General features: G+C 69.9%; 17 protein-coding genes. 7 read left to right on the top strand and 10 right to left on the bottom strand.

All coding sequences use genetic code 11. The annotated features are described in order from the left end of the window. Positions 1-129: 129 nt before the first annotated feature. Positions 130-1,050, bottom strand: coding sequence for a glycosyltransferase family 2 protein (locus tag ACZ562_RS37760; RefSeq protein WP_471189121.1), 921 nt, complete (start codon positions 1,048-1,050; stop codon positions 130-132). Then, complete coding sequence (locus ACZ562_RS37755) at positions 1,050-3,107, bottom strand: O-antigen ligase family protein (RefSeq protein ID WP_471189119.1); 2,058 nt, start codon at positions 3,105-3,107, stop codon at positions 1,050-1,052. The genes ACZ562_RS37760 and ACZ562_RS37755 overlap by 1 nt, the downstream gene beginning before the upstream one ends. A gap of 125 nt (positions 3,108-3,232) precedes the next feature. Between ACZ562_RS37755 and ACZ562_RS37750 the strand changes: the two genes are divergently transcribed. Beyond that, positions 3,233-3,904: a hypothetical protein gene (locus tag ACZ562_RS37750; RefSeq protein ID WP_471189116.1), complete on the top strand. Its 672-nt coding sequence runs from the start codon at positions 3,233-3,235 to the stop codon at positions 3,902-3,904. An 89-nt stretch (positions 3,905-3,993) separates the two neighbouring features. Here the strand turns inward: ACZ562_RS37750 and ACZ562_RS37745 are convergent, their stop codons facing one another. The 8 genes from ACZ562_RS37745 to ACZ562_RS37710 all read right to left on the bottom strand — a co-directional run bounded on the left by ACZ562_RS37745 (position 3,994) and on the right by ACZ562_RS37710 (position 15,153). Then, positions 3,994-5,040, bottom strand: coding sequence for a glycosyltransferase family 2 protein (locus tag ACZ562_RS37745; RefSeq protein ID WP_471189114.1), 1,047 nt, complete (start codon positions 5,038-5,040; stop codon positions 3,994-3,996). A 56-nt stretch (positions 5,041-5,096) separates the two neighbouring features. Next, complete coding sequence (locus ACZ562_RS37740) at positions 5,097-8,651, bottom strand: DUF4082 domain-containing protein (protein WP_471189111.1); 3,555 nt, start codon at positions 8,649-8,651, stop codon at positions 5,097-5,099. A gap of 113 nt (positions 8,652-8,764) precedes the next feature. Next, entirely contained in the window at positions 8,765-9,883 is a 1,119-nt protein-coding gene (locus ACZ562_RS37735; RefSeq protein WP_471189110.1) for a DegT/DnrJ/EryC1/StrS family aminotransferase, read from the bottom strand. Further along, a complete protein-coding gene (locus ACZ562_RS37730; protein WP_471189107.1) occupies positions 9,880-10,569 on the bottom strand; it encodes an acetyltransferase in 690 nt (229 codons plus the stop codon). Before ACZ562_RS37730 ends, ACZ562_RS37735 begins: the two co-directional genes overlap by 4 nt. Next, positions 10,566-11,705, bottom strand: a complete 1,140-nt coding sequence (locus tag ACZ562_RS37725) for a DegT/DnrJ/EryC1/StrS family aminotransferase (protein WP_471189105.1) — start codon at positions 11,703-11,705, stop codon at positions 10,566-10,568. The genes ACZ562_RS37730 and ACZ562_RS37725 overlap by 4 nt, the downstream gene beginning before the upstream one ends. Further along, on the bottom strand, positions 11,702-12,703 hold the full coding sequence (locus tag ACZ562_RS37720) for an NAD-dependent epimerase/dehydratase family protein (RefSeq protein ID WP_471189103.1): 1,002 nt from the start codon (positions 12,701-12,703) through the stop codon (positions 11,702-11,704). The genes ACZ562_RS37725 and ACZ562_RS37720 overlap by 4 nt, the downstream gene beginning before the upstream one ends. Positions 12,704-12,727: 24 nt before the next feature. Beyond that, positions 12,728-13,783: a Gfo/Idh/MocA family protein gene (locus tag ACZ562_RS37715; protein WP_471189101.1), complete on the bottom strand. Its 1,056-nt coding sequence runs from the start codon at positions 13,781-13,783 to the stop codon at positions 12,728-12,730. Between the two features lie 23 nt (positions 13,784-13,806). Then, positions 13,807-15,153: an exopolysaccharide biosynthesis polyprenyl glycosylphosphotransferase gene (locus tag ACZ562_RS37710; protein WP_471189098.1), complete on the bottom strand. Its 1,347-nt coding sequence runs from the start codon at positions 15,151-15,153 to the stop codon at positions 13,807-13,809. Between the two features lie 433 nt (positions 15,154-15,586). Between ACZ562_RS37710 and ACZ562_RS37705 the strand changes: the two genes are divergently transcribed. From ACZ562_RS37705 to ACZ562_RS37680, 6 genes are all read left to right on the top strand, one after another. Further along, positions 15,587-16,435, top strand: coding sequence for a glycosyltransferase family 2 protein (locus tag ACZ562_RS37705; RefSeq protein ID WP_471189095.1), 849 nt, complete (start codon positions 15,587-15,589; stop codon positions 16,433-16,435). A 26-nt stretch (positions 16,436-16,461) separates the two neighbouring features. Next, positions 16,462-17,733 (top strand): MFS transporter, encoded by a 1,272-nt coding sequence (locus ACZ562_RS37700; protein ID WP_471189093.1) that lies wholly within the window; start codon positions 16,462-16,464, stop codon positions 17,731-17,733. A gap of 23 nt (positions 17,734-17,756) precedes the next feature. After that, entirely contained in the window at positions 17,757-18,779 is a 1,023-nt protein-coding gene (locus ACZ562_RS37695) for a TolB family protein (protein ID WP_471189090.1), read from the top strand. Between the two features lie 1,273 nt (positions 18,780-20,052). Beyond that, positions 20,053-20,613 (top strand): ATP-binding protein, encoded by a 561-nt coding sequence (locus tag ACZ562_RS37690; protein ID WP_471189087.1) that lies wholly within the window; start codon positions 20,053-20,055, stop codon positions 20,611-20,613. 77 nt (positions 20,614-20,690) lie between these two features. Continuing rightward, positions 20,691-21,596 (top strand): sugar-binding transcriptional regulator, encoded by a 906-nt coding sequence (locus tag ACZ562_RS37685; RefSeq protein ID WP_471189085.1) that lies wholly within the window; start codon positions 20,691-20,693, stop codon positions 21,594-21,596. 258 nt (positions 21,597-21,854) lie between these two features. Continuing rightward, positions 21,855-22,324, top strand: a 470-nt coding sequence (locus tag ACZ562_RS37680; RefSeq protein WP_471189082.1) for a DeoR/GlpR family DNA-binding transcription regulator, incomplete at its 3' end; no start/stop codon positions are given.

Genomic DNA, 22,324 nt, shown 5'->3' with positions numbered 1-22,324 from the left:
GGTCACCCGGACGAGGTAACAGACCCAGGTCCAGGCACTCTCGGCGGCGCCGGGAAGCTACAGACGAGAGCGGAACTCGGGGACTATTGCTCACCGGACTTCGCCCGACCCGCTGAGCGCGGTGAACGTTCACGGCCCCGGCGTGGCGCGCAGGGCGCCCCGCCGGGCGAGGGCGGCCGCGGCCGCGCGGCTGGCCGGGCGGCCGAGCGCGGCGCGCGAGGTCTCCCGGAGCAGGACGGCCGCGCGGAAGGCGGCCGTGGCGACGGCACCGTGCCGACGCCGGTACAAACGGACGCGGTTGAGGGTGAGCAGAGTCCAGAGCCGGGGCGAGATCCGGGAGTCGCCGCCGAGGTGGACGGCTTCGGCGGCCGGCTCGAGCCGCGTGCGGTAACCCCGGTCCCGCGCGCGCAGGCAGTACTCGGTTTCCTCGGAGTAGAGGAAGAAGGACTCGTCCCATGGGCCGCAGGCCGCCAGGCAGTCCGCGGACAGGGCCATCAGGGCGCCGGTCGCCCAGTCCGCGTACGTGGGCCGCTCGTACGCGGCGGGGTCGGTGACCAGCTCGCTCAAGCGGGGGAAGCGCCCCGCCCGGCGATTGCCGATGACGGCCTCGCCGAGGGCGCGGCTCACGCTCGACTCCCGGCGGAGCGAGGGGAGCGGTGCGTCCCGGCCCTCCTCATACAGGAGAGGCACGCTGATGCCCACCCGGGTGCCGAGAGCGTCGACGAGGAGCTTGCCGCAGCCCTGCCGCATGCGGATGTCGGGATTGCAGACCAGGACGGCCCGGTAGCCGCCGTCCCACGCCGCGGCCGCGCCCAGCGCGGCGTTGACACCGGCCGCGTATCCGGCGTTACGGCCGGTCTGGACGACCGTGGCGTCGGGAGCGAGGGCGCGGAGCACGTCCACCGTGTCGTCGGCGGAATCGTTGTCGGCGACGACGAGCCGCCAGTCGAGCCCGGCCATGCCCTCGGGGAGCGCGGCGAGGAAGCCCGGAAGCACGGCGGCACTGTTCCAGGTGACGATGAGCACGGCGACGGGGCTCTGGTGGGACATCAAGACTCCACGAGTCGGGGGAGCGGGGATTCGGCGGCCTTACGGGGGGCCGTCACCCCGGTCACCCCGGTCCCGGCGGTCACCGCGGCGGTGGCCGCAGCCGCCTCGCGGCGGATGAAGCCGAGGTAGCTGCCGCCGGCGCCCAGGGTCAGGAAGAACATTCCGGCGTACATGGGGAAGCTGAGCGCATCGAAGGTGGCGCTGATGACCAGGGCGACCAGCGCCGAGGCGAGAAACGCCTGCCCGAGTTCCCGGTCCGAATCGGTGCGGGCGAGCCGGCGGAGGGCACCGCCGGTGTGTATCCCGGTGACGAACAGGGCGAGTAGCGCGATCAGTCCCACGAGGCCCATCTCGGCCAGGGTCAGCATGTACTGGTTGTCCGTGAAGAAATACAGGTCGGGGGTGAACGTTCCGAATCCGCGTCCGAACCAGGGCCGTTCGCTGAAATAGGGGACGATCGCGCTGTACTTCACGGTGCGTGCCTGGGTGCTGCTGTCGGAGTTGGACAGGAAGCTGGCGAACAGGTTGGTGATGGTTCCGATCAGCCCGGGAATGATCACCTTGAAGCCGGCCACCGAACCCAGGATCAGACCTATCGCCGCCCAGCGCCGCTGCGGCTTCCAGCGGGGCACCATCACCAGGGCCACGATGAGCGCGCCGATGATGGACGTCCTGGACACCGTCAGCGGAAGAGCACCCGCCATGATCGCCACAGGGGCCCAGCGGCGCAGCGCGCCGGCGTGACGGCGCACCGGATCGAACGCCTGGTGGACGGCGAAGGGAACCAGGATGGCCAGCATCCCCCCGAACTCCAGAGGATGGGCCGTGGTGGAGCGCGGCCGGGTGAACGAGCCCCGGTCCATGGCGCTGATCCCGGCCGTGCTCGACTGCAGGCCGGGGATGTGAACGGAGTCGGCGATGTTGGTCGCCGCGAAGAAGTCGTAGTAGCCGATCAGGGCGACCACCGTGCCCAGTACGACGAGCCGGCGCATCAGAACCTCCAGCCGGCTGCGCTCCTGGATCCCGGCCGATGCCAGCACCACCAGCGCCACCCACACCCCGAGCCCGATGAGCCCCCGGTCGGCCCCGAGGACCTCCTGGTGCGAGCTGTCGCGTGTCGCGTCCGCGAGGTACGACAGCAGCACCGCCGCGGCGAGCACGCACATCGCCACGCGAGGCAGTCTGGTGCCCGCAGCCGGGCGGATACGGCCGCCCAGCCAGGTCGCGAGGTACCAGAGGAGTCCCAGCAGGGCGAAGACGTTGGCCGGGGTGCCGACGCCGCCCAGCGCGGGCAGGGTGAGGTTCGACGGGACGAAGAAGGCGAGCACCAGATAGCCGGTGAGGATCGTCGTGGCGTCCAGCCTGCGCACCAGCAGGCCCCTGGGCGCCCGCTCGGGGGGCCGGGCGCGATGGCGCCGGGGAACGTATCCGGCCCTGGCACGTCCCCGACGGCGGACCACCGCGACGCCCTCGGCCAGGATGGACAGCAGGAACGCGCTGACCATCCCGACGATGACCACCGCCGCGATGTCCTGGTACCGGGTCTTCGACTGCGACACCGGTGTCTGCGGCAGGACGACCGGCGCAGTCTGCACGGTGTACACCGTCGGCACCTTGGACGCGGCCTGCAGGGCCTTCAGCTGCTCCCCGGTGAACTTGGTGAGGGTGGTGGTCTCGCGGAGCACCTTCGCCTGGTCGGTTCCCGTGACGCCCAGGGTGAGCAGGGGGCTGTCGGCGTCCGGCGCGAAACCGACCGTGTACCGGTCCGTGACGCCGCGGGAGTGCAGTTCCTTGGCCGAGTCGTTCGACTGGAGCGTCCTGATCAGCACATCGGCCGTGACGACCAGCGAACCGCCCGCGTTCGATATGGGGTTGCCGAAAGTCGGCGCCAGATCGGCGACCGCCGTGGAGTCGAGCAGCGTGACGGAGCTCTGCGACTCGTAGGACACCGGCACGGTCCGGTACAGATACCCGCCCGCGAGAAGACTGAGCAGGGTGAGGGGCACCATGAAGTACCAGCGCCTGCACATGATCGCCCAGATATCGGCCAGGCTCATGAACACTCCCCCCGGCCCGGTGCCGCGGGACCGGACGAATGGGCTCGGGCCCAGCATAGGCCGCGTGATCCGGTGGCGGCTTGCCCCGGCGCCTGCGAGTATCGGTGCCGACGGAAGGAAACACCGTGTCGCCTCGTGACCTCGCCGAAGCGCTCCTCCGACGCTGGTACGTTCTGGTGCTCGCGCTCCTGCTGACGGCCGCCGGGGCGTACCAAGTGCTGCGCCCCGCCCCGCAGTACCTGAGTTCGGCGGTGGTCGTCCTCAAACCACCGGCGACGGGGAACCAGCCGAACCAGCTGACGAATCTTCAACCGCCGCTCGCCGCACTCTCGTACGGGGTCATCCAGCAGCTCGAATCGCCGGCCGGGCGCAAGGAGCTGAACTCCGCTGGCGTCCACGGGACTTACCAGCTCATCCCGCGCAACAGCGGTACCAGCGCCACACCGCGCTATCTGATCCCCTCGGTGCAGGTACAGGCGCGGCGGACCAGCGCCGTCGAGGCCGACACGGCGGTCCGCCGGGTCATCGCCGTCTACTCCAGGCATGTGGCAGACATGCAGGACGCGCAGCGGATCGCGGCGGCGTCGCGGATCAGCGCATCCGTCCTGGTCGCCCCGAGCGCCGCCCCGGTGCAGGGCACCAAGAGCCGCGCGCTGGCCGGTACGGCACTGCTGGGCGGAAGCGCCGCGATCCTGGGCACGCTGTGGTTCGACCAGTACGCGCTGCGCCGCAGGAACAGGAAGGCGAACTCCCCGGGCCCACGCCGCCACGCAGACGGGATTCCGGTGGCGGGCTGAGCCCCGGAAGGGGCGCGACGCTGCGACATGTACGGCTCCGCCGCGTGGGTGCGACCAGCCGGCCAGAGCCCTCATGCTGAGCGTGGACATCAGATACCGCGGCGCTTCCACGATTGCCACCACAGCCACTCCCGGCCGCGCTCGGCCACGGCCGACCACACCAGCGGCTGGAGATACGGCATCGCCCTCGCTCCGATCCGCTGCCGCAGCCGCAGCGCGCGGTACTCGGGCAGCGCCGCGTAATCCGCCAGGCACTCTCCGGCGAAGGCCACGAGATCGTCGACCGGGACGACTTCGGTGCGCCCCCGGTCGTACGCGCGGTAGGCGCGGCGGAGCGCGAAGCGGGCGAGGCGGGTGTGCGCCGCGCCGGCCAGTCGGTCGGCCTGCGGCAGCAGGCCGGAGCATTTGGCGAGCACGGAGTCGTAGGCGACGAGACGCTGGCGGAGATCGTCGAGCTGGCCGCCGAAGTCGGTGGTGGACATGTTGTCGCCGTGGACGCGGTAGAAGGCCTGGTCGGCTCCGCGTATGTAGCCGACGTCGGCGCGGGCGGCGAGCCGCATCCACATCTCGATGTCGCCGGCGTGGGGGAGTGCGGAGTCGTAGCCGCCCACCTCGCGCTGCAGGCTGGTGCGGACGACGACCTCGGGCGAGGTGATGCAGCCGGTGGCCTCCCGGAACCGGCGTTCCAGCCACCAGTGCCCGGGATAGACGGCCGAGCCGGTGCTGTGCGTACGGGCCTTGGGCAGCGGGCCGCCGTGCTGGAAGCGCAGGGGGCGGCCGTAGGCGAACCCCGCCTCCGGGTGGGCGTCCAGCAGCGCGGCGGCGCGCACCAAGGCGCCGGGGACCAGCCGGTCGTCGGCGGAGAGGAGAGCGACGTAGTCGCCGTCGGCCCACTCCAGCAGGCCCTCGTTGTAGGTGGCGATATGTCCCTTGTTGCTTTCGTGGACGCGGACTTCGACGCGCGGGTCGGCGGCCGCCAGCTTGCTCGCCGTCTCCGCCGAGTCGTCGGGTGAGGCGTCGTCGATGATGAGTACCCGGACGTCAACGCCGTCCTGCTCGTCCAGGACGCTGCTCACGCAGTCGGCGAGGAAATGGCCGTACTTGTAGCAGGGGATCACAACACTGACAGAGCTCATCGGTGAGAAAGCCAATCCCCGGTGCCGGCCTCGGGGGAGGCCGGCACCGGTGGGCACTAGTGCTTCTTGCGGACGGTCTTGCTCTTCAGGACCCAGCTGCGGGACTTCACCGTGTGGTGGTGCTTGTCCCGGGCCGTGACCGTGATCTTGAACCGCGTGCCGTCCGGCAGCGGGGCGGACAGGTGGACGGACATCTTGTGGGTGGCCCGGTCGTAGGAGAGGACGGCGGTGACGTGGAGCTTCCTGGCGGCTGCGGCTGTCGCGCCCGGCAGGACGGTCAGCGTCGCCTTCACCGACGACAGCTTGGCCGTGCCGGGCAGCGTCGTGACGAGGGGGCTTGCCGCGTCGGCGGTGTGCGCCAGGGAGGAGGTGGCCACCTCCGAGGCGGTGCCCGCCGTCAGCGACGCGGACGGGTCGTCGGCGGTGAAGACCGGGCCGACCCAGTAGTTCGCGGATCCGTAGGAGCCGGTCGGGAAGCCCACGTCGCTGCCGTACCGGTAGAGCCCGTTGTGGGCCGAGCCGGTGTCGGCGGTGGCGGTCAGGGGATAGGACTGGTGGGCTGCCGCGAAGTAGCCGCCGTCCACCGCGTAGTGGCCGTTCGGCGCGTGGTACGAGACGACGTACGGGGTGTCGGCGCTGATGGCCACCGGGGTGGCGAAGGTCATCGTCTGCCAGCCGGAGGCCGTCTCGCTGGTGAAGGTGCCCGAGGCGAGGAGTGTGCCGTTGTCGGACCAGAGGCTGCCGGTGTGCGTGCCGGTGTTGCCGGTGCCCTTGTAGAAGGTGACGCCGGTGACCCAGCCGCTCGCGGAGGACTGGAACCGGGTACCCAGCTCAAGGGAGTTGGGGTCGCCGGTGACGTCGGTCGTGGCCGGCACGGTGCTGGAGTTCCACAGCGTGCAGGGGCAGGTGACCGCGGGCGGGGTTGAGCTGGTGGTGAAGCTCCATGTGACCGGGGCGCCCATCTCGTTGCCCCACAGGTCGGAGGCCTGGACGGAGGCGGTGTAGGTGGTGTGCAGGGCCAGCTCGGTGGACGGGGTGAAGGTCGCGCTGTTCGACGCGGGGAGCGTCCTGGTCCCCGGCACGGTGTTGCCGTCCGGGTCCTTCACGGTGAAGGTCAGGCTCTCGGCGTCGATGGCGTGGTCGAAGACGGCCGACACCGGTGCCGTGATCGACACACCGGTCGCCCCCGACGTCGGTGAGGTGGAGGTGACGGTGGGCGGGGTCGTACTGGCCGTCGAGGTGTCCAGTACCACGTCGACCCAGTAGTTGCTGCCGGAGGACTGCGAGGACGGGAAGGCGCTTGTCGAGGTGTAGCGGTAGACGCCGTTGCCGCCGTCGGTGCCGGACTTCAGCGCCGTGAGCGGAGCCAGGCCGGCAGCGCTGCTGGAGAAGTAGCCGCCGTCGTAGGAGTATCCGCCGTTCGGCGCGAAGTAGGAGGCGACGTAGGTGGTGTTGGCCTTGACTGTCACCGGGGTGGCGAAGTTCAGCTGCTGCCAGCCTGAGGCCGTCTCGTTGGTGAAGGTGCCGGTGGCCAGGCGGGTGCCGGAGGCACTCCACAGGCTGCCGGTGTGGGTGCCGGTGTTGACGGGGGACTTGTAGAAGCGGACACCGGTGATCGATCCGGCCACCGTGGTGCGGATCTTCACGCCCAGCTCCACCGAGCCGCCGTCGCCGCCGTTGACCTTGCCCGGTACGGCTGTGGCGGGCCACACGGTGCAGGGGCAGGCCTGCGGGCCGACGGTCACCGGGATGGTGGTGACGGCTCCGATGTTGACCGTGTCGTCCACCGCGCGGACCTTGATCGACTCCGAGCCCGGGGCCGTCGGCGTCCAGCTGTAGCTCCAGGACGCCAGGCCCTTGGCGGCGTTCCAGGTCGTTCCGCCGTCCGTGGACACCTCTACGCGGGCCACCACGCCCGGGCCGGAGTCACTGGCGGTGCCGGTGATGGTGACCGGCTTCAGCGCCGGGACGGTGACTCCGGAGGCCGGGCTCGTCACGGTGACGGCCGGGCCGGTGGTGTCGGTGGAGGCCGTGGCGGTGGCAAGGTTGCTCTGCAGGGACTTCGGCTGGACGCCCATGTCGGCGAGGATGTTCACGGTCGCCTGCTGCATGCGGACGTCCTCGGTGACCACCACTTCGTCGGGGTTGTACACCGGGAGGTTGGTCAGGCCCCACGACCACTGCACGGTCCCCGCCCCGAACACCAGGGCTCCCGAGTCCTGGTCTCGGAACTCGACGAGATTGTGCGTCGCGGTGCCGTTTCCGTACGTGTTGCCCCAGTCGAGGCGGTACTTGCCGTCGGTGACGTCCACCGTCGTGGACGACAGGTGGATCTGCCCGGCGGGTCTGGTGCTGTTCTCCAGGTCGCTGTCCCACTCGTATCCGAGCGTTCCGGCCGGGAAGGTGGCGGTCTGGCTCGACGTGAGGTTCGCGACGGAGGTGTTGCGCCACAGCCGGTTCTTGCCGTACGAGCCGGGGACCGTGATCGCGTCGTTGCGGTAGCCGTTCACCTGGAACATGGAGCCGGTGAGGATGTTCGGCGGCTGGTACGCCGTCCCGTAGGAGGTACTGGCCGGGTCCATCCAGGTGCCGGTCCAGGTGCCGCTCGGGTCGGCGATGCCGTTGCCCTGGGCCATCTTGGTCATCTTGTAGCAGACCAGGGTCCGGTTCGCCGTGCTCGTGCCGTCGATGCTCGGGGTGAACCGCGTCTTCCAGAAGACCTCGTTGCCGCTGAAGAAGGCCTGCCGGACGCCGGCCTTCCTGGCCGCCAGGACATTGGAGTACTGGCTCTGGGTCCAGTACTCGTCATGGCCGGAGGACAGGTACACCTTGTGGTTCAGCAGCAGGGACCCGTTGGCCGACACGTCCACACCGGACAGATAGCTGACGTCGTAGCCGTTGCGCTCCAGCCAGGACAGCATCATGAACTCGGAGCCGTAGATGCCGTTGTCGCCGCCGATGTCCAGCGGCCGGTTGTAGCTGACCTCGTAGGCGCGGCCGTCCGGCGCGGGCCCTGAGCCTCCGTAGAGGTCCTGGCCGCCGTAGTCGTTGTAGGCCTGCCAGGTCTGGTCGCTGGTCTGCACGACGATGTCGGAGGTGCTGGAGTCCTTGCGGACGACGAACGGGTACGGCATCAGGCCGTCGCCGTCGGTCTGCGTCAGGTTCGCGATGTACAGGCCGGACACGGCGTCGCTGGGCACCGTCCAGTTCGCGGTCACGGGCCAGTTGCCGCAGTCGACCAGGCCGGTGCTGCTCTTGGTGGTGCAACTGGCGGGATGGGTGGTGTAGTTGGCCGGGTAGGTCACCGCCGCCTGGGCCGCGGTCGACATCCTGCGCGCGCCGTCGCCGCCGTACCAGCCCAGGCGGTAGATCTCGACGTGGTACGAGACGCTCGACTGGACCTTGAAGTGGACGGTGTCACCGGCCTGGACGCTCTCCTTGGTGGAGAAACCCTTGATGTCACCGTAGGCGTTGGGCGAGTACCAGTCGGACATGGGGCTGCCCGTCTTGGAGTTCTCACAGACGACGGGGTTCGAGCCCGTTCCGCACGGATCGGATGCCGCCTGGGCGGGCGCGGCCTGCGGGAGCACCGCCCATATCAATGCTGCCATCACGGTGAGGCGGCCGCCCCTGAACCGTCTGCTCCATCTGTTCATGTGTACCTCTCAGCGGTGCTGTGCAGGACCGACCCGTGAAGTCGGGGTGGTGCGTGAAGCGGGGACCGTCAGCCGCGGAGCGCGTCGGCGAGCGCGTCCACGACCCGCTGCTGCTGGTCGGGGGTGATCTGTGGGTAGAGCGGAAGCGACAGGATCCGGTCGGCCGCCTTCTCGGAGTTCGGGAAGTCGCCTCGGGTGTGGCCGAGATGGCGGTACGCCGGTGTGAGGTGGACCGGGGCGGGATAGTGCACCCCCGCGCCGATGCCCTCCGCGTTGAGCTTGCCGACGACGTCGTCGCGGTCCGCCCCGGCGACCTGGACGACGTACAGGTGCCATACGTGGACGTTGCCGACCGCCGTCGTCGGGAGCACGACCCGCCCCGTGGCCGCAAGGTCGGCGAGCAGCGCGTCGTAGCGGGCCGCGGCCGCCCGCCGGGCCGTGTTGCCGTCCGCCAGCCGCGCCAGCTTCGCCCGCAGGACGACGGCCTGCAGTCCGTCCAGACGGCTGTTGAACCCGGGTACGTCGTGGCGGTATTTGGCGACGCCGCCGTGGTTCGCGATCGCGCGCACCAGGCCGGCCAGCTCCTCGTCGTCGGTCAGCACCGCGCCGGCGTCGCCGTAGGCACCCAGGTTCTTGCCCGGGTAGAAGCTGGTGGCCGCGATCTGGCCACTGCCCGGCGACCGGCCGTCGCGCGTTGCGCCCTGGCACTGCGCGGCGTCCTCGACGATCCGTACGCGCTCGGGAAGCCGGCCGGCCAGCTCCGTCACGTCGGCCAACTGCCCGTACAGGTGCACCGGCACCACCGCGCGGGTGGCCGGGCCGACCGCGTCCAGCGCGGCCTGAGGGTCGAGCAGATGGCTGTCGGGCAGGCAGTCCGTCAGGACCGGCCGCGCACCGGTCCTGGCCACCGCGCCCGCGGTGGCGATGAAGGTGTTGGCGGGCAGCACGACCTCGTCGCCGGCCCCGACCCCGCTGGCACGCAGGGCGAGTTCGACGGCGTCGGTGCCGTTGGCGACACCCACGCAGTGCGCGACACCGCCGAAGTCCGCGTACTCGCGCTCGAACAGGCGGACCTCGTCGCCCCCGATGAACGCGGTGGCGGCCAGGACCCGCTCGAATCCGGCCCGTACGTCGTCGGCGACCTCCTCGTGGGCCGCCTTGAGGTCCACAAGCGGAATCTGGTTCATGCGACCGGTCCCCCCATTGTTCGCGTCACAAGCTCGTCGAGAGCCGGGGCAGCCGCCGCACGCAGCCGCCGGGCCGGGCTCCCCGCCCAGACCTCGCCCGGCGGCACATCGCCGAGCACGGTGCTCCCCATCCCGATCAGCGACCAGGCGCCGACCGTCGTGCCCTCCCTGACCAGGGCCCCTGAGCCCACATACGCACCCCGCTCCAGCCGCACGCCCCCGCCCAGGCGGGCCCCGGAGGCGATCGTGGCGCAGTCCTCGACCACGTCGTCATGGGTGAGGACGACCTGCGGCATCACCGCGACCTGCGCGCCCACCCGCACGGCGGCGGTCAGGACGCAGTGCGCGAGCAGCACCGAGCCGGGGCCGACCTCCGAGGTCGCCGACACCGCCGCCGTCGGGTGGATCACGGTGGCGTAGCGGTCCGCGGACAGGCCGAGCCTGCGGACCAGACGGGCGCGGGCCGCGTAGTCCCCGGGGTTGCCCACGCAGATCACCACCCGGGCCTCGGGCAGGCCGTGGACCAGGTCGCAGCCGCCGAGGACGGGTACGCCGTCCACCTCGGTGCCGTGCAGGGCGGCATCGTCGTCGAGGTGCCCGAGCAACTCGACGTCGCCCGCGTCCCGTACGGCCTGCGCGGTCTCCCGGGCGAAGCCGCCCGCGCCGACGATCAGCAGCGTGCTCATCTTCCGGCCTGTTCGCGCAGCGCATCCACGACGCGGTCCTGCTGGGCCTCGGTCATCGTGTGGAACAGCGGCAGGATCAGCGAGTCGCGGCTGATCCGCTCGGTGACCGGCAGCGGCGCGCAGGCGTGGCCCGCGTAGGCGGGTTCGAGGTGCGAGGCCATGATCCCGCGCCGGGCGGAGACGCCGGCCGCGGCGAGCGCGGCGAGCAGATCGTCCCGGCCGACGGGGAAGTCCTCGTCCAGGCGCACCCAGTAGGACTGGAAGTTGCTCTGCCCGTGCGCGGGGTCGCGTACGGGGCTGAGGCCGGGGACGCACCGCAGCAGCGTGTCGTAACGGGCCGCCAGCTCGCGGCGGCGGGCGATCATCGCGTCGAGTTTCCCGAGCTGGACCAGGCCGATCGCGGCCTGGACGTCCGTCATCCGGTAGTTGTAGCCGACCTCGAGGTAGCTCTCCAGGACCGGCTTGCTGCTCGCATGGCGCTCCGCCGCCGAGGCGTTCATCCCGTGTTCGCGCAGCCGGCGCAGGCGTGCCGCCCACTGGGCGTCGTCGGTGGTGACCATGCCGCCCTCGCCGGTGGTGACGACCTTGCGGGGATGGAAGGACCAGGCGGCGATCAGCGCGCCGTGCCCCACGGGCTTCCCGCCGGCGGTCGAGCCGATGGCGCAGGCCGCGTCCTCGACCAGGGGAAGGTCCCATTCGGTGCAGGCGGCGCGCAGGGCGTGCACATCGGCCGGTACGCCGCCCTGGTGGACGACGAGGACGGCCCTGGTACGGGGCGTGCGGACCGCGTCCACGGTGGCCGTGGTCAGGTTGCCGGTGGCGGGGTCGACATCCGCGAAGACGGGCTCGGCACCGACGTAGCGCACGGCGTTGGCGGTGGCGATGAACGACAGCGAGGGCACCACGACCTCGTCGCCGTGTCCCAGTCCGAGCGCGACGAGCGCCAGGTGCAGGGCGGTGGTGCACGAGCTGACCGCGATGCCGTGCTCGGCGCCCACCCGCTCAGCGAAGGCCCGCTCGAAGGCGGCGACCCGTGGCCCCTGGGCGACCCACCCGGACAGCACCGCGTCGGAGGCGGCCTCGGCCTCCTCCTCGCCGAGCCAGGGGATCATCACGGGGATGCGGTCGGCGCTCATCGCGTGGCCCCCCGGACGGCGGCAGCGGCGGCGCGTTCCGCGCGCCACCACTCCACCAGGTCCCGCAGCCCTGTACGCAGGTCGATCCGCGCCGTGAAACCGAGCCGCTCGGCGGCCTGTGTGGTGTCCGCGAGCCGCCGGGTCACCCCGTTCACCGCGCGGGCGGGCCCGTGCACCGGCTCCAGGTCCGATGCCCCCATCGCCTCGAGCAGGCCCCGGGCGAGCTCGCTGAGCGAAGTCTCCGTGCTGCTGGCGACGTTGAACACCTCGTCGGTGAGATCCGACTCGGCGGCCAGCACATTGGCCCTGGCGATGTCCCTGACGTCGACGAAGTCCATGGTCTGTGAGCCGTCGCCGAGGATCAGCGGCGGCTCGCCCGCCTCGATGCGCTCCATCCAGCGGATGAGCACCTCGGTGTAGAGGCCGTGGATGTCCATCCGGGGGCCGTAGACGTTGAAGTAGCGCAACGCCACATAGTCCAGTCCGTACATGGCGTGGAAGCTGCGCAGCATGCCCTCGTTGAAGGCCTTCGCCGCGCCGTAGAACGTGTCGTTGTTGTAGGCGTGATGGCGTTCGGTCGTCGGAAAGGTCTCGGCCATGCCGTAGACGGATGCCGAGGACGAGGCGATCACCTTGCCCACCCCGGCCTCGACCGCGGCCTCCAGGACGTTGAAGGTGCCGTCGACCATGACCTCGTTGGCCAGCCGCGGCTCCTCCGCGCACTGGGTGATGCGTATCGCGGCGAGGTGGAACACCAGGTCGGCGCCCTCGGTGGCCTTCCGTACGGTGTCGGCGTCCCGGATGTCGCCCTCGACGACCTCCACGACGCCGCTGGGCAGGGCCTGCGCGAGGTTGGCCCGCCGCCCGCGCACGAAGTTGTCGAGTACCACTATCTCGCGGGCGCCGCCCTGGGCCAGGAGGTCGACCAGGTTGGAGCCGATCGTGCCCGCTCCTCCGGTGACCAGGATCTTCTTGCCTCGCACGCTGCTCAACTGCACGTCCCTCTCAGTGAATTGAAACCGTCAACGCCCGGCGCGCAGGCCGACTACCGCGCCCCGGAATTCCAGACTCCGTGACGCTGCCTCGAGAATGTCCAGCACCCGCAGGCCTGCCCGGCCGTCGGTCAGCGGCGCCCGGCGCCCCTTGATCGCGTCGGCGAACTCGTCGACCATGCTGCGCAGCGCTTCCTTCTCGCCGATGGCGGGCGCGACCATGTCGCCGGAGCGGTACGAGATGAGCATGTCCCGGCGCTCGTCGGCGCCGATCTCCTGGGGCGCGGCCAGGTCCACCCCCCGGTCGAAAATCGCCACTCGCTGGGCGGGGTTGAGGTCGTCCCAGATCAGGGTGCGTTTGGCGCCGCCCACCATGGTGGTCCGTACCTTGGTCGGTGACAGCCAGTTGACGTGTACGTGGGCGATGGCTCCGGTGTTGAGCTGGAGCGTCAGATAGGCCACGCAGGCCTGCCCCGCGCCGATCGGGTCGGCCCCGTGCGCGGCGACGGCGACCGGCTCGACGTTGTCGGGGAGAATGAAGTCCAGGATCGACAGGTCGTGCGGGGCCAGGTCCCACATGACGTCGATGTCCTTCTGGACGAGCCCGAGGTTGATCCGGACCGAGTCGACGAAGTGGATCTCGCCGAGTTCGCCGGAGCGGACCAGCTCCCGGATGCGGCCCACGGCGGGTGTGTAGCAGTACGTGTGATCGCACATCAGGCTGAGCCCGCGCTCCTCCGCCTCGGTCACCAGGCGCAGCCCGTCGGCGTACGTCGCCGCGAGCGGCTTCTCCACCAGGACGTGTCTGCCGGCGCGCAGGGCGGCAAGGGCGATGTCGAGGTGGGTTCCGGCGGGTGTGGCGACGGCGACGGCGGCCACGCCCGGGTCGGCGAGGACGGCCGCGTAGTCCGAGGTGGCCTGGACCGTCGAGTAGCCGCCGAGGACCCGCTGGGCCCGGTCCACGTCGAGGTCGCACAGCCAGCGCAGCCGGAACTGCGGGCTGGCCTGGAAGTTGCGCACGAGGTTGGGTCCCCAGTAGCCGGCCCCGACGACGGCGACCCCCAACGGCTCCGTGGTCTGCGTCACTTGGTTCCTCTCCCCTTGGTCCATCAGTAGGCCCCCGTTCCCCGCACCACTGCCGACCCGGTGCGCATCAGGATCAACAGGTCAAGGCTCATCGACCAGTTGTCCACGTACCCGAGATCGAGCCGGACCGCCTCGTCCCAGGGCAGGTCGGAGCGGCCGCTCACCTGCCACAGCCCGGTGAGGCCGGGCTTCACGAGCAACCTGCGCTTGACCTCCGGCGTGTACTCCTCCACCTCTTCGGGCAGCGGCGGGCGGGGGCCGACGAGCGACATATGGCCGCTGACCACGTTGACCAGCTGCGGCAGTTCGTCGAGCGAGCAGCGGCGCAGCACCGAGCCGATCCGGGTGATCCGCGGGTCCTGCTTCACCTTGAACAGCAGGCCGTCGCTGTTCTGGTTGAGGTGCGCCAGTTCCGCCCGCAGAGCCTCCGAGTCCTGCCGCATCGTGCGGAACTTCAGCATGGTGAAGTGGTCGCCGTACCGGCCCACCCGCTGCTGCCTGAACAGCGCCGGCCCGGCGCTGTCCAGCCGGACGATCAGGGCGATCAGCAGCATCGGCAGCGCGAGGACCGCCAGGAGCGCCGCCGCGAGCGAGCGGTCCAGCAGTTCCTTGGGCAGCCGGGAGATCCGGGAGAGGTTCGGCGCCTGTACCCGCATCAGCGGTACCCCGTTGGTGGGCCGTACCGCCAGCCGGGAGGCGGACACGTCGGTCAGCACGGGGGCCAGCAGGAAGTCGACGCCCTGCACGGCCGTGGTCCAGGTCATCCGGCGCAGGACGGAGGCGTCGAACTCGGGCGCCGGCAGGGCCACCACGGTGCTGATGCCCATGGCCCGGACTACGTCGTTCATGGTGCCGACGCTGCCGAGGACGGAGAGCCCCAGCTTGCGGATCTCCGCCGCGTTTTGCGGATCGCTCAGGCATACTCCGGCGACCTGCAGTTCCTGTACGCCGCCGCGTCGCAGCACGGCGACCAGCTCCACGATGCCGCGCGACGGCCCGACCAGGAGCGTTGCGCTCCGGTCCTGGCCCCGTGCCCATCGTCTGTGCAGCCGGCGGCGGAGCGCGTACCGGACCGGCAGGGCGATCGCGGCGGCTGGAGCCGCGGCCATGGTCATGTCATGCAGGAGTCCTGAGTCGTGCGCGAACAGCCAGTACGCACCCGCGGCCAGCGCCGGCAGTGCGACGGCGCCGCGGAGTACCCGCACGTATTCCTCGGTCCCCAGGCCCAGGGCGCTGCGGTCGTAGGAGCGGTGGGCGAGCATGGCCACGATCCACGTCGGGGGCAGCACCAGGGCCACCGTCCAGCGGCCGTACACCGCGTGGATCACGAAGGCCGCGGCAGCAGCTGCGAAGCCGTCCGCGACCAGCAAAACTAACCGGTATTTCTGTTCCCAGCGTCTTCGGCGAGCATCCGGACTTCTGTGTTCCACAACTAGCTGCTCATGCGTGACCTCAATGGTCATGCGCCCCCCACCACGTGCGCGGTTACCCCTGACCGAACGAAACCGGGCATACGGTTACGAGTCCGTGGCCCGGAGGCGAATCGGCGCCGATGTGCCCTCCACACAGCGGCACTTGAAAGCGAGAGAGGTTCAGCGGTTCCCCAACCGCCTTGAATTTCCCGCCTGTTGGTTACTGCAAAATTCGTATTTGCTTCACAGCGCCGTACCGTGACGTGCCGTCAGGACCAGTTCCCCATCCAAACCGGTGCGGCGGCCCTCAATCTAGACCACTGGACGCAGTCGCGGGAACAGTTGGACGAAACACACCTCGCAAGGGTGACACCGACGGCATACTGCCCAGGTGACGAGCATCGTGATCCCGGCCCACAACGAGGCGCGAGTCATCGGCCGGCTCCTCGATTCACTGCTGGCAGGCTCCTTGGAGGACGAGACCGACATCGTCGTCGTATGCAACGGCTGTACGGACGACACCGCGCGGACAGCGGCCGCTCGCGGCCCGCGCGTCCGGGTGATCGAGATCCCCGTCCCCTCCAAGCACGCCGCCCTGCGGGCGGGTGACGACCACGCGCACGGTTTCCCCCGCCTCTACGTGGACGCCGACGTCGTCATCGCGGCCGCCGACGTACGGGCGCTGACCGAGCCCCTGAACGACGACACCTCGGGCATCCTCGCCACCGCCCCCGAACGGCAGATCCCGCTGGCCGCCTGCGCATGGCGGGTGCGTGCCTACTACCAGGTGTGGCAGCGGCTCCCTGCCGTACGCGAGGGGCTGTTCGGCCGAGGCGTCATCGCGGTCTCCAAGGCCGGGCACGCCCGGATCGCCGCACTGCCGCCGCTGATGGCGGACGACCTGGCCGCGTCCCTGGCGTTCGCCCCGAAGGAGCGGCTCGTGGTCGGCGCGGCCAGTGTCGTGGTCCAACCACCGCGCACATGGCCGGACTTGATCAAACGGCGGATCCGGGCCGCGGTCTCCACCGCCCAGGTCGAACAGCACCGGAGACCGGAAGAAGCCTCGGCGCGCACGAGCAAGGCGGATCTGGCAGCCGTGCTCCGCAGCGAGCCGAAGCTGTTCGCAGGCCTCTTGGTCTTCCTCGCGGCGACGATCGTCGCCCGGCGGGGGGCCAGAAAGGCCATCCGGGCACAGGACTTCGGCACCTGGCTACGGGACGAGAGCAGCCGGCAGAACTGATCGCACCGCACCCGGAGTCCTTGATCATGTATCTCACCGACCGCTCCGCGCCTCCAGGGGAGGACACCGAGCAGGGCCGAAGGCGCGGCCTCGGGTCCAAGGTCCCCCCGGTCGTGCTCGTACTGGGCGCGGTCAGCCTGATCACCGACATCTCCTCGGAGATGGTCACCGCCGTCCTGCCGCTCTACCTCGTCACCACGCTCGGCCTCAGCCCGCTCGGCTTCGGCGCCCTCGACGGCGTCTACAACGGTGTCAGCGCCGTGGTCCAGCTCACCGGTGGCCACCTCGCCGACCGGGTGCGCAACCACAAGCTGATGGCCGGGCTCGGCTACGGCCTCTCCGCGCTGTGCAAGCCGCTGCTCCTGCTCGCGAGCAGCTTCGGCGCGCTCGGCACCGTCCTCGCCCTGGACCGGACCGGCAAGGGCCTGCGCACCGCCCCACGCGACGCGATGATCTCCCTCTCCACACCGCCCGACAACCAGGGCCGGGCCTTCGGCGTACACCGGGCGATGGACACCACCGGCGCGATGCTCGGCCCGCTGGCGGCCTTCCTCATCCTGCGCGCGGCCGCCGACGGCTACGACGCCGTGTTCGGCGTGAGCGCGTGCGTCGCCGCGCTCGGCGTGCTCGTGCTGGTCCTGTTCGTACCCCGCAGGCAGCAGGCCGCGCGGACGCACGAAGCAGGTATGGCGGACGGCAAGCGGCCCGTCCGCGCAAGCGAAGCGCTGGCGCTGCTGCGCCTGCCGCGTCTGCGGGCCCTCGCCGGCTGTGCCGCGCTGCTCGGCCTGACCACCGTCAGCGACGCCTTCGTCTACCTGCTCCTGCAACGGCGCGCGGGCATCGGCGAGCAGTGGTTCACGCTGCTCCCGCTGGGCACCGCCGCCGTGTTCCTGCTGCTGGCCGTGCCCGTCGGCGCGCTGGCCGACCGGGCCGGGCGGCGCACCGTGTTCCTCGCCGGGCACGCGGCTCTCCTCACCGGCTACGCCCTCCTGCTCTGGGCCCCGGCCACGCCGGTCCTTCCCTGTCTCGTACTCGCACTGCACGGCACGTTCTACGCGGCCACCGACGGCGTGCTCCCGGCCACCCTCGCGGACATCGTGCCCGAGCAGCTGCGCGCCAGCGGCCTCGCCATCGTCGGCACCAGCCAGGCGCTGGCCCGGTTCTGCTGCTCGCTGGCGTTCGGCGCCGCCTGGACGCTGTGGGGCGACGGCCCGGCGCTGGCCGGCTCAGCGATCGGCCTGCTCTGCTGCGCCGCCGTCGCAGGCAAGGTGCTGCGGCCGGCCGGCGGAACCCCATGACCACCACAGCCACAAGGACCCCGATGACAACGCTGCGCCGCCGCCTGCTCGTACTCGTCACGGCGGCCCTGCTCCTCGCGGGCCTGGGGACCGGCATGGTCCTGCACGCCGCCTCCCGCGCCGACCGGGCGAACCATCCGCAGCCGGGCGGTCCCGCCGTCGGCACGGGCAAGTTGACGCTCGATCAGAAAGACCGCCTGACGTTCCTCAACGCGGCCGCCGGCCCACACCGCACCGCGGTCGCCTCGGTCCCGTCCACCGACCCCAAGGGCGGCCGGACCGCCTCAAGCCTGAAGTGCGCGCGCTTCTACGCGGCGGCCGGCACGGGCATCTGCCTCCAGTCCGTCCCCGGCGTCCTCAAGCAGAGCAACCGTGCCCTGCTCCTGGACACACACCTCCGCACCCTGCGCACCTTCCCGCTCGCGGGCACCCCCAGCCGGGCCCGGGTCTCGCCCAGCGGCCGCTTCGCCGCCTGGACCGTGTTCGTCTCCGGCGAGTCCTACTCGTCCGCCTTCTTCTCCACCCGGACCTCGATCCTGGACACCCGCACCATGCGGCTGACTCCCAGCCTGGAGACGTTTTCCGTCATCCTGGACGGCAAGCCCTACCACGCCTCGGACATCAACTTCTGGGGCGTCACCTTCGCTTCGGACGACGACACCTTCTATGCCACCCTCAACACCGCCAACCGCACCCACCTGGTGCGGGGTTCCCTCTCCCGGCGTACGGTCACCACTCTGATCGAGAACGTGGAGTGTCCTTCTCTTTCCCCCGACGGGACCCGCGTCGCCTTCAAGAAGCGGGTCCTGTCCGGGGCCGCCCTCTGGCACGAGTACGTCCTGGACCTGAACACCCTCCACGAGACGGCGCTCGCCGAACGCCACAGCGTCGACGACCAGGCCGTCTGGCTCGACAACCACACCATCGCCTATGCCCTCCCCACCGACGGCGAGGTCGGCGGCAGCGACCTGTGGAGCGTGCCCGCCGACGGCACGGGCACCCCCCGCCTGCTGATCGGGGGCGCTTCGTCCCCGGCGCCGCTGTAGACCGGGACCGACCCATTCGGACGCCCTCAGTTCGAAGAGTCGAGGGGAAACTGCTGTCGAATGTATGCGGCAAGGTCATCCGCGGGACTCTCCATCTCCCCCCTGGGATGCATCGAGCTGCTCCAGGTACCGACGGATCGAGTCGATTCCCGTGCAGTAGCCACGCAGACGTCGCAGTGTCCTGAACGCGTTTGTCAGGCTGTCCAATTCCTCTTGTCGGCGATCGGCAGCCGCGAAGACTTGGACCGTCAGATGAGGAGCGTGGACATCCAGAAACGGCGATCGAAGAACGCTGTTCCGGCGCAGCCGACCAGCGTTTCCTCATCCAGACCGGGTGACGGTCGTCGGCACGGTGCGGGCATGAGCGGTGAGTATCAGTGCCTGGCTGTCGTGGACGTTGTCGGCGACCTCCGGCAGGGACACCGGCCCGTCGGCCTCGTCGACGGGCGGTTCTGGTCCCGTCTGCGTCGGCGGCCAGATCCCACACCCGCGCTTTTCCGGCGCGATCCGACGCCCCTGCGGGGTCGCTGTCAATTCGGGGACGAGGCTTCCGGAGAAACGACCTCTGGAGCGTGGCGTACCTGTTATGGCCGATTCCTGCCGGAGCGGAACATCGGCCGATCCGTGCCAAACGCGGCCGGCACCGCCTCGGGCAGCCTTCCGGCGGTGCGCAACGGTCTCGCCGAGTGCGGTCCCCGCCCAAGAGAGGGTGGGGTCTTCGTTGACCGCACGCTTACCGCTCAGGCGGTTGGACTCATATGAGCAACCAAGCCAGCCGTTTGGGCGTTTTGCTCATCTGAGTCGGGTCGGCTCATGTCGACGGCGAACCTCTCAGGCGAGCGCTCTCGGTGGTGGCCCTCCGTTCCGCGGTCGAGCGGCCTATGGGCACGGCGCAACGCTGCTGGTGGGAGGCCTTGGACGTGGTGTCTCCGAACGCCTCGTTCCGGACGCGCACCGGATTCCACCCAGGCCGGTTTTACTCATATGAGCAATCGAGCACTCATTTCGCCAGAATTGTGGCTATCGGTCTTGACTTCGGTCAGACCGCCGTCCTTTAGTGGAACTCAGAACGTAGTTATGAGGAACAAATTGCTCATCTGAGCATTGGCTCGTCCAGGGCGAGCACCCATGGCGACCGTCCCCTCCGGGGTCCGAGTTGACTGCCTCCTCCGGGGTCCGAGTGGACTGCCTCGCTCCCGGCCACAAGCCGCCGCATATGTGAAAGTGCAAGCGGTAATTCATCAAGGGGTTGAATAGCATGAGTGCTCTCCCTGTGGACGTCATTCCCGTCGCTGCCGAAGTGACCTGTGCTTCGCTCGACCTGCCGGCCCTGCCGATCGCCGCGCGGCGGGCTCGAGACTTCACCGGTGACTTTCTGCGCTCTTGGGGCGAAGAGGAAAACCGCATCGAGGCTGCGGTAATGATCGTCTGTGAGCTGGTCACGAACGCCATTCGCCATGGTGATCATGGTCGGCCAAGTGAAAGCAGGCGCAGGCGATGGCCGGGCACGGTGATCGTCCTGGAGATCTCGCTGCAACCCGACGCCCTGTACATCGAGGTGCGTGACGATTCACCACTCCTGCCCGTGCCGCGCGAACCCGCGAACGGCGACGAGAGCGGGCGTGGGCTGATGATCGTCGATGCCCTCGCTGACTCTGTTGTTCATTGCCCGAACCTCAACGGTGGCAAGACGGTCACCGCCATGCTGAGGCGAGCGCCCGACATGTCCTCGGGGTCGGGGTACTACGCCGCGGCCTCCCGTCGCGCTGGCGGCAGCGATGCAGCAACGCTATTCGACGCCAATTCTGGCAAGGATCGATGGGACGTGACATGACTACGCTGGAAAGCTCAACGGGCCGCGGGGTACGCAGCCGCCACCAAGGGCCGCAGGGACTCGTTGAGACCGCTGCCATGGCTCGCAGGTTCTATCTCGAAGGCAGGTCCAAGATCGAGATAGCGGAGGAGTTCGGTATCAGCCGCTTCAAGGTGGCCCGCACTCTGGAGACCGCAGTCCATGACGGACTCGTCCGCATAGAGATCCACTTGCCCGCGGAACTCGATGCCGAACGCTCCGACCTGCTGCGCGTCCGCTACGGGTTGCGCCACGCCGTTGTGATCCACTCCCAGCAGACCGATCCCCGCGAACGGGGACTGGCCACCCGTCAACTCGGCAGGGTCGCGGCACAGCTGCTCGCGGAGATTGTCGAAGAGGGCGATGTCCTTGGGCTCGTCTGGGGTCCGGAAGTCGAGGCACTCGGCGCTGAACTGACCACACTGCCCCGGTGCACCGTCGTCCAACTGTGCGGAGCGACCCCGCTGCGGCCCATCAACGCCAACTCGGTGGAAGTCGTGCGCCGCGCCGCCTCGGTGTCGCGAGGCACCGCTTACCCGCTTTACGCGCCTTTGCTGCTGCCCGATCAGGCAACAGCACGCATGCTGCGCCATCAACCAGGAATCGTCGAGGCGGTGAGCCGTTTCAGCCAGGTGACCAAGGCGATCATCACGGTGGGTGCTTGGGGGCCCGGCCTCTCCACTGTCTACGACTCCCTGACGCACAGCGAACGTGAGGCGTACCGGATCCAGGGCGCGTGTGCCGAGGTATCCGCTCACGTGCTCGACGCCCAGGGCCAGGTCGTCAGCCCGCAACTGACCGAACGCTGCATCTCCATCGACTTCGACGAGTTGCGCCGCGTCCCGGAAGCGATCCTGCTGGCCGACGGGGCAGAGCGGGCTGCCGCCACCGCGGCGGCCCTGAAGACCGGCCTCTTCAACGGCATCGTCACCGACGCCGCGGTCGCCGACCACCTGCTCGCATGACCCGGGTAACCGCCGGCTTGTCGAGGGCCTTGTTGTTGATTCGTGCACCGCAGGCCCCCGATTCGGTTAACAGCGAATGTCGGACATGTTGCCCATGCCGCGATGACCTGGGGGGATTCCGCCCGCCCGGCACAAGCAAACGGGCAAGTTTCATCCAGAAACGGGCGCATCATCTGGAGAAAGCCGGCTGTATAAATCCAGGGCGGGCACATACGGGCGGTGCTCGCCGGACGGGACTACCAGAAGGGTGCCGTGCGCGTGAAGGCTGTTGAGCGACAGCATCGGATCCTGGCTCTCGTACGCCAGAAGGGAAGTGTGGAGGTATCCGCCCTGGCGATTGACTTCCGGGTGGCACCGGAGACAATTCGCAGAGATCTCAGCGAACTCGAGCGGAGCGGTCTGGTCCGCAGGAACCACGGCGGCGCCTACCCGGTGGAAAGCGCCGGGTTCGAGACCTCGCTGGCCGAGCGCGAGACCCACCACGTGGAGAACAAGCGCCGTATAGCTTCCGCCGCCGTGCGCATGTTCGGTGAGGCGGAGACCGTATTCATCGACGAGGGCTACACCCACCGGCTCATCGCCGACATGCTGCCCACCGACCGGAACCTGACCGTGGTGACCGCCTCGCTGCCTACCGCCGCAGCGGTGGCGGAAACCTCCCAGGCCACTGTGCTGCTGCTCGGTGGCAAGGTACGCGGCCGCACCCAGGCCACCGTCGGATCCTGGGC

This window comes from Streptomyces sp. NPDC040410 (assembly GCF_055595715.1).
Note: the sequence above shows the minus strand (reverse complement) of the source record. Positions and strands in the feature narration are given on the sequence as shown.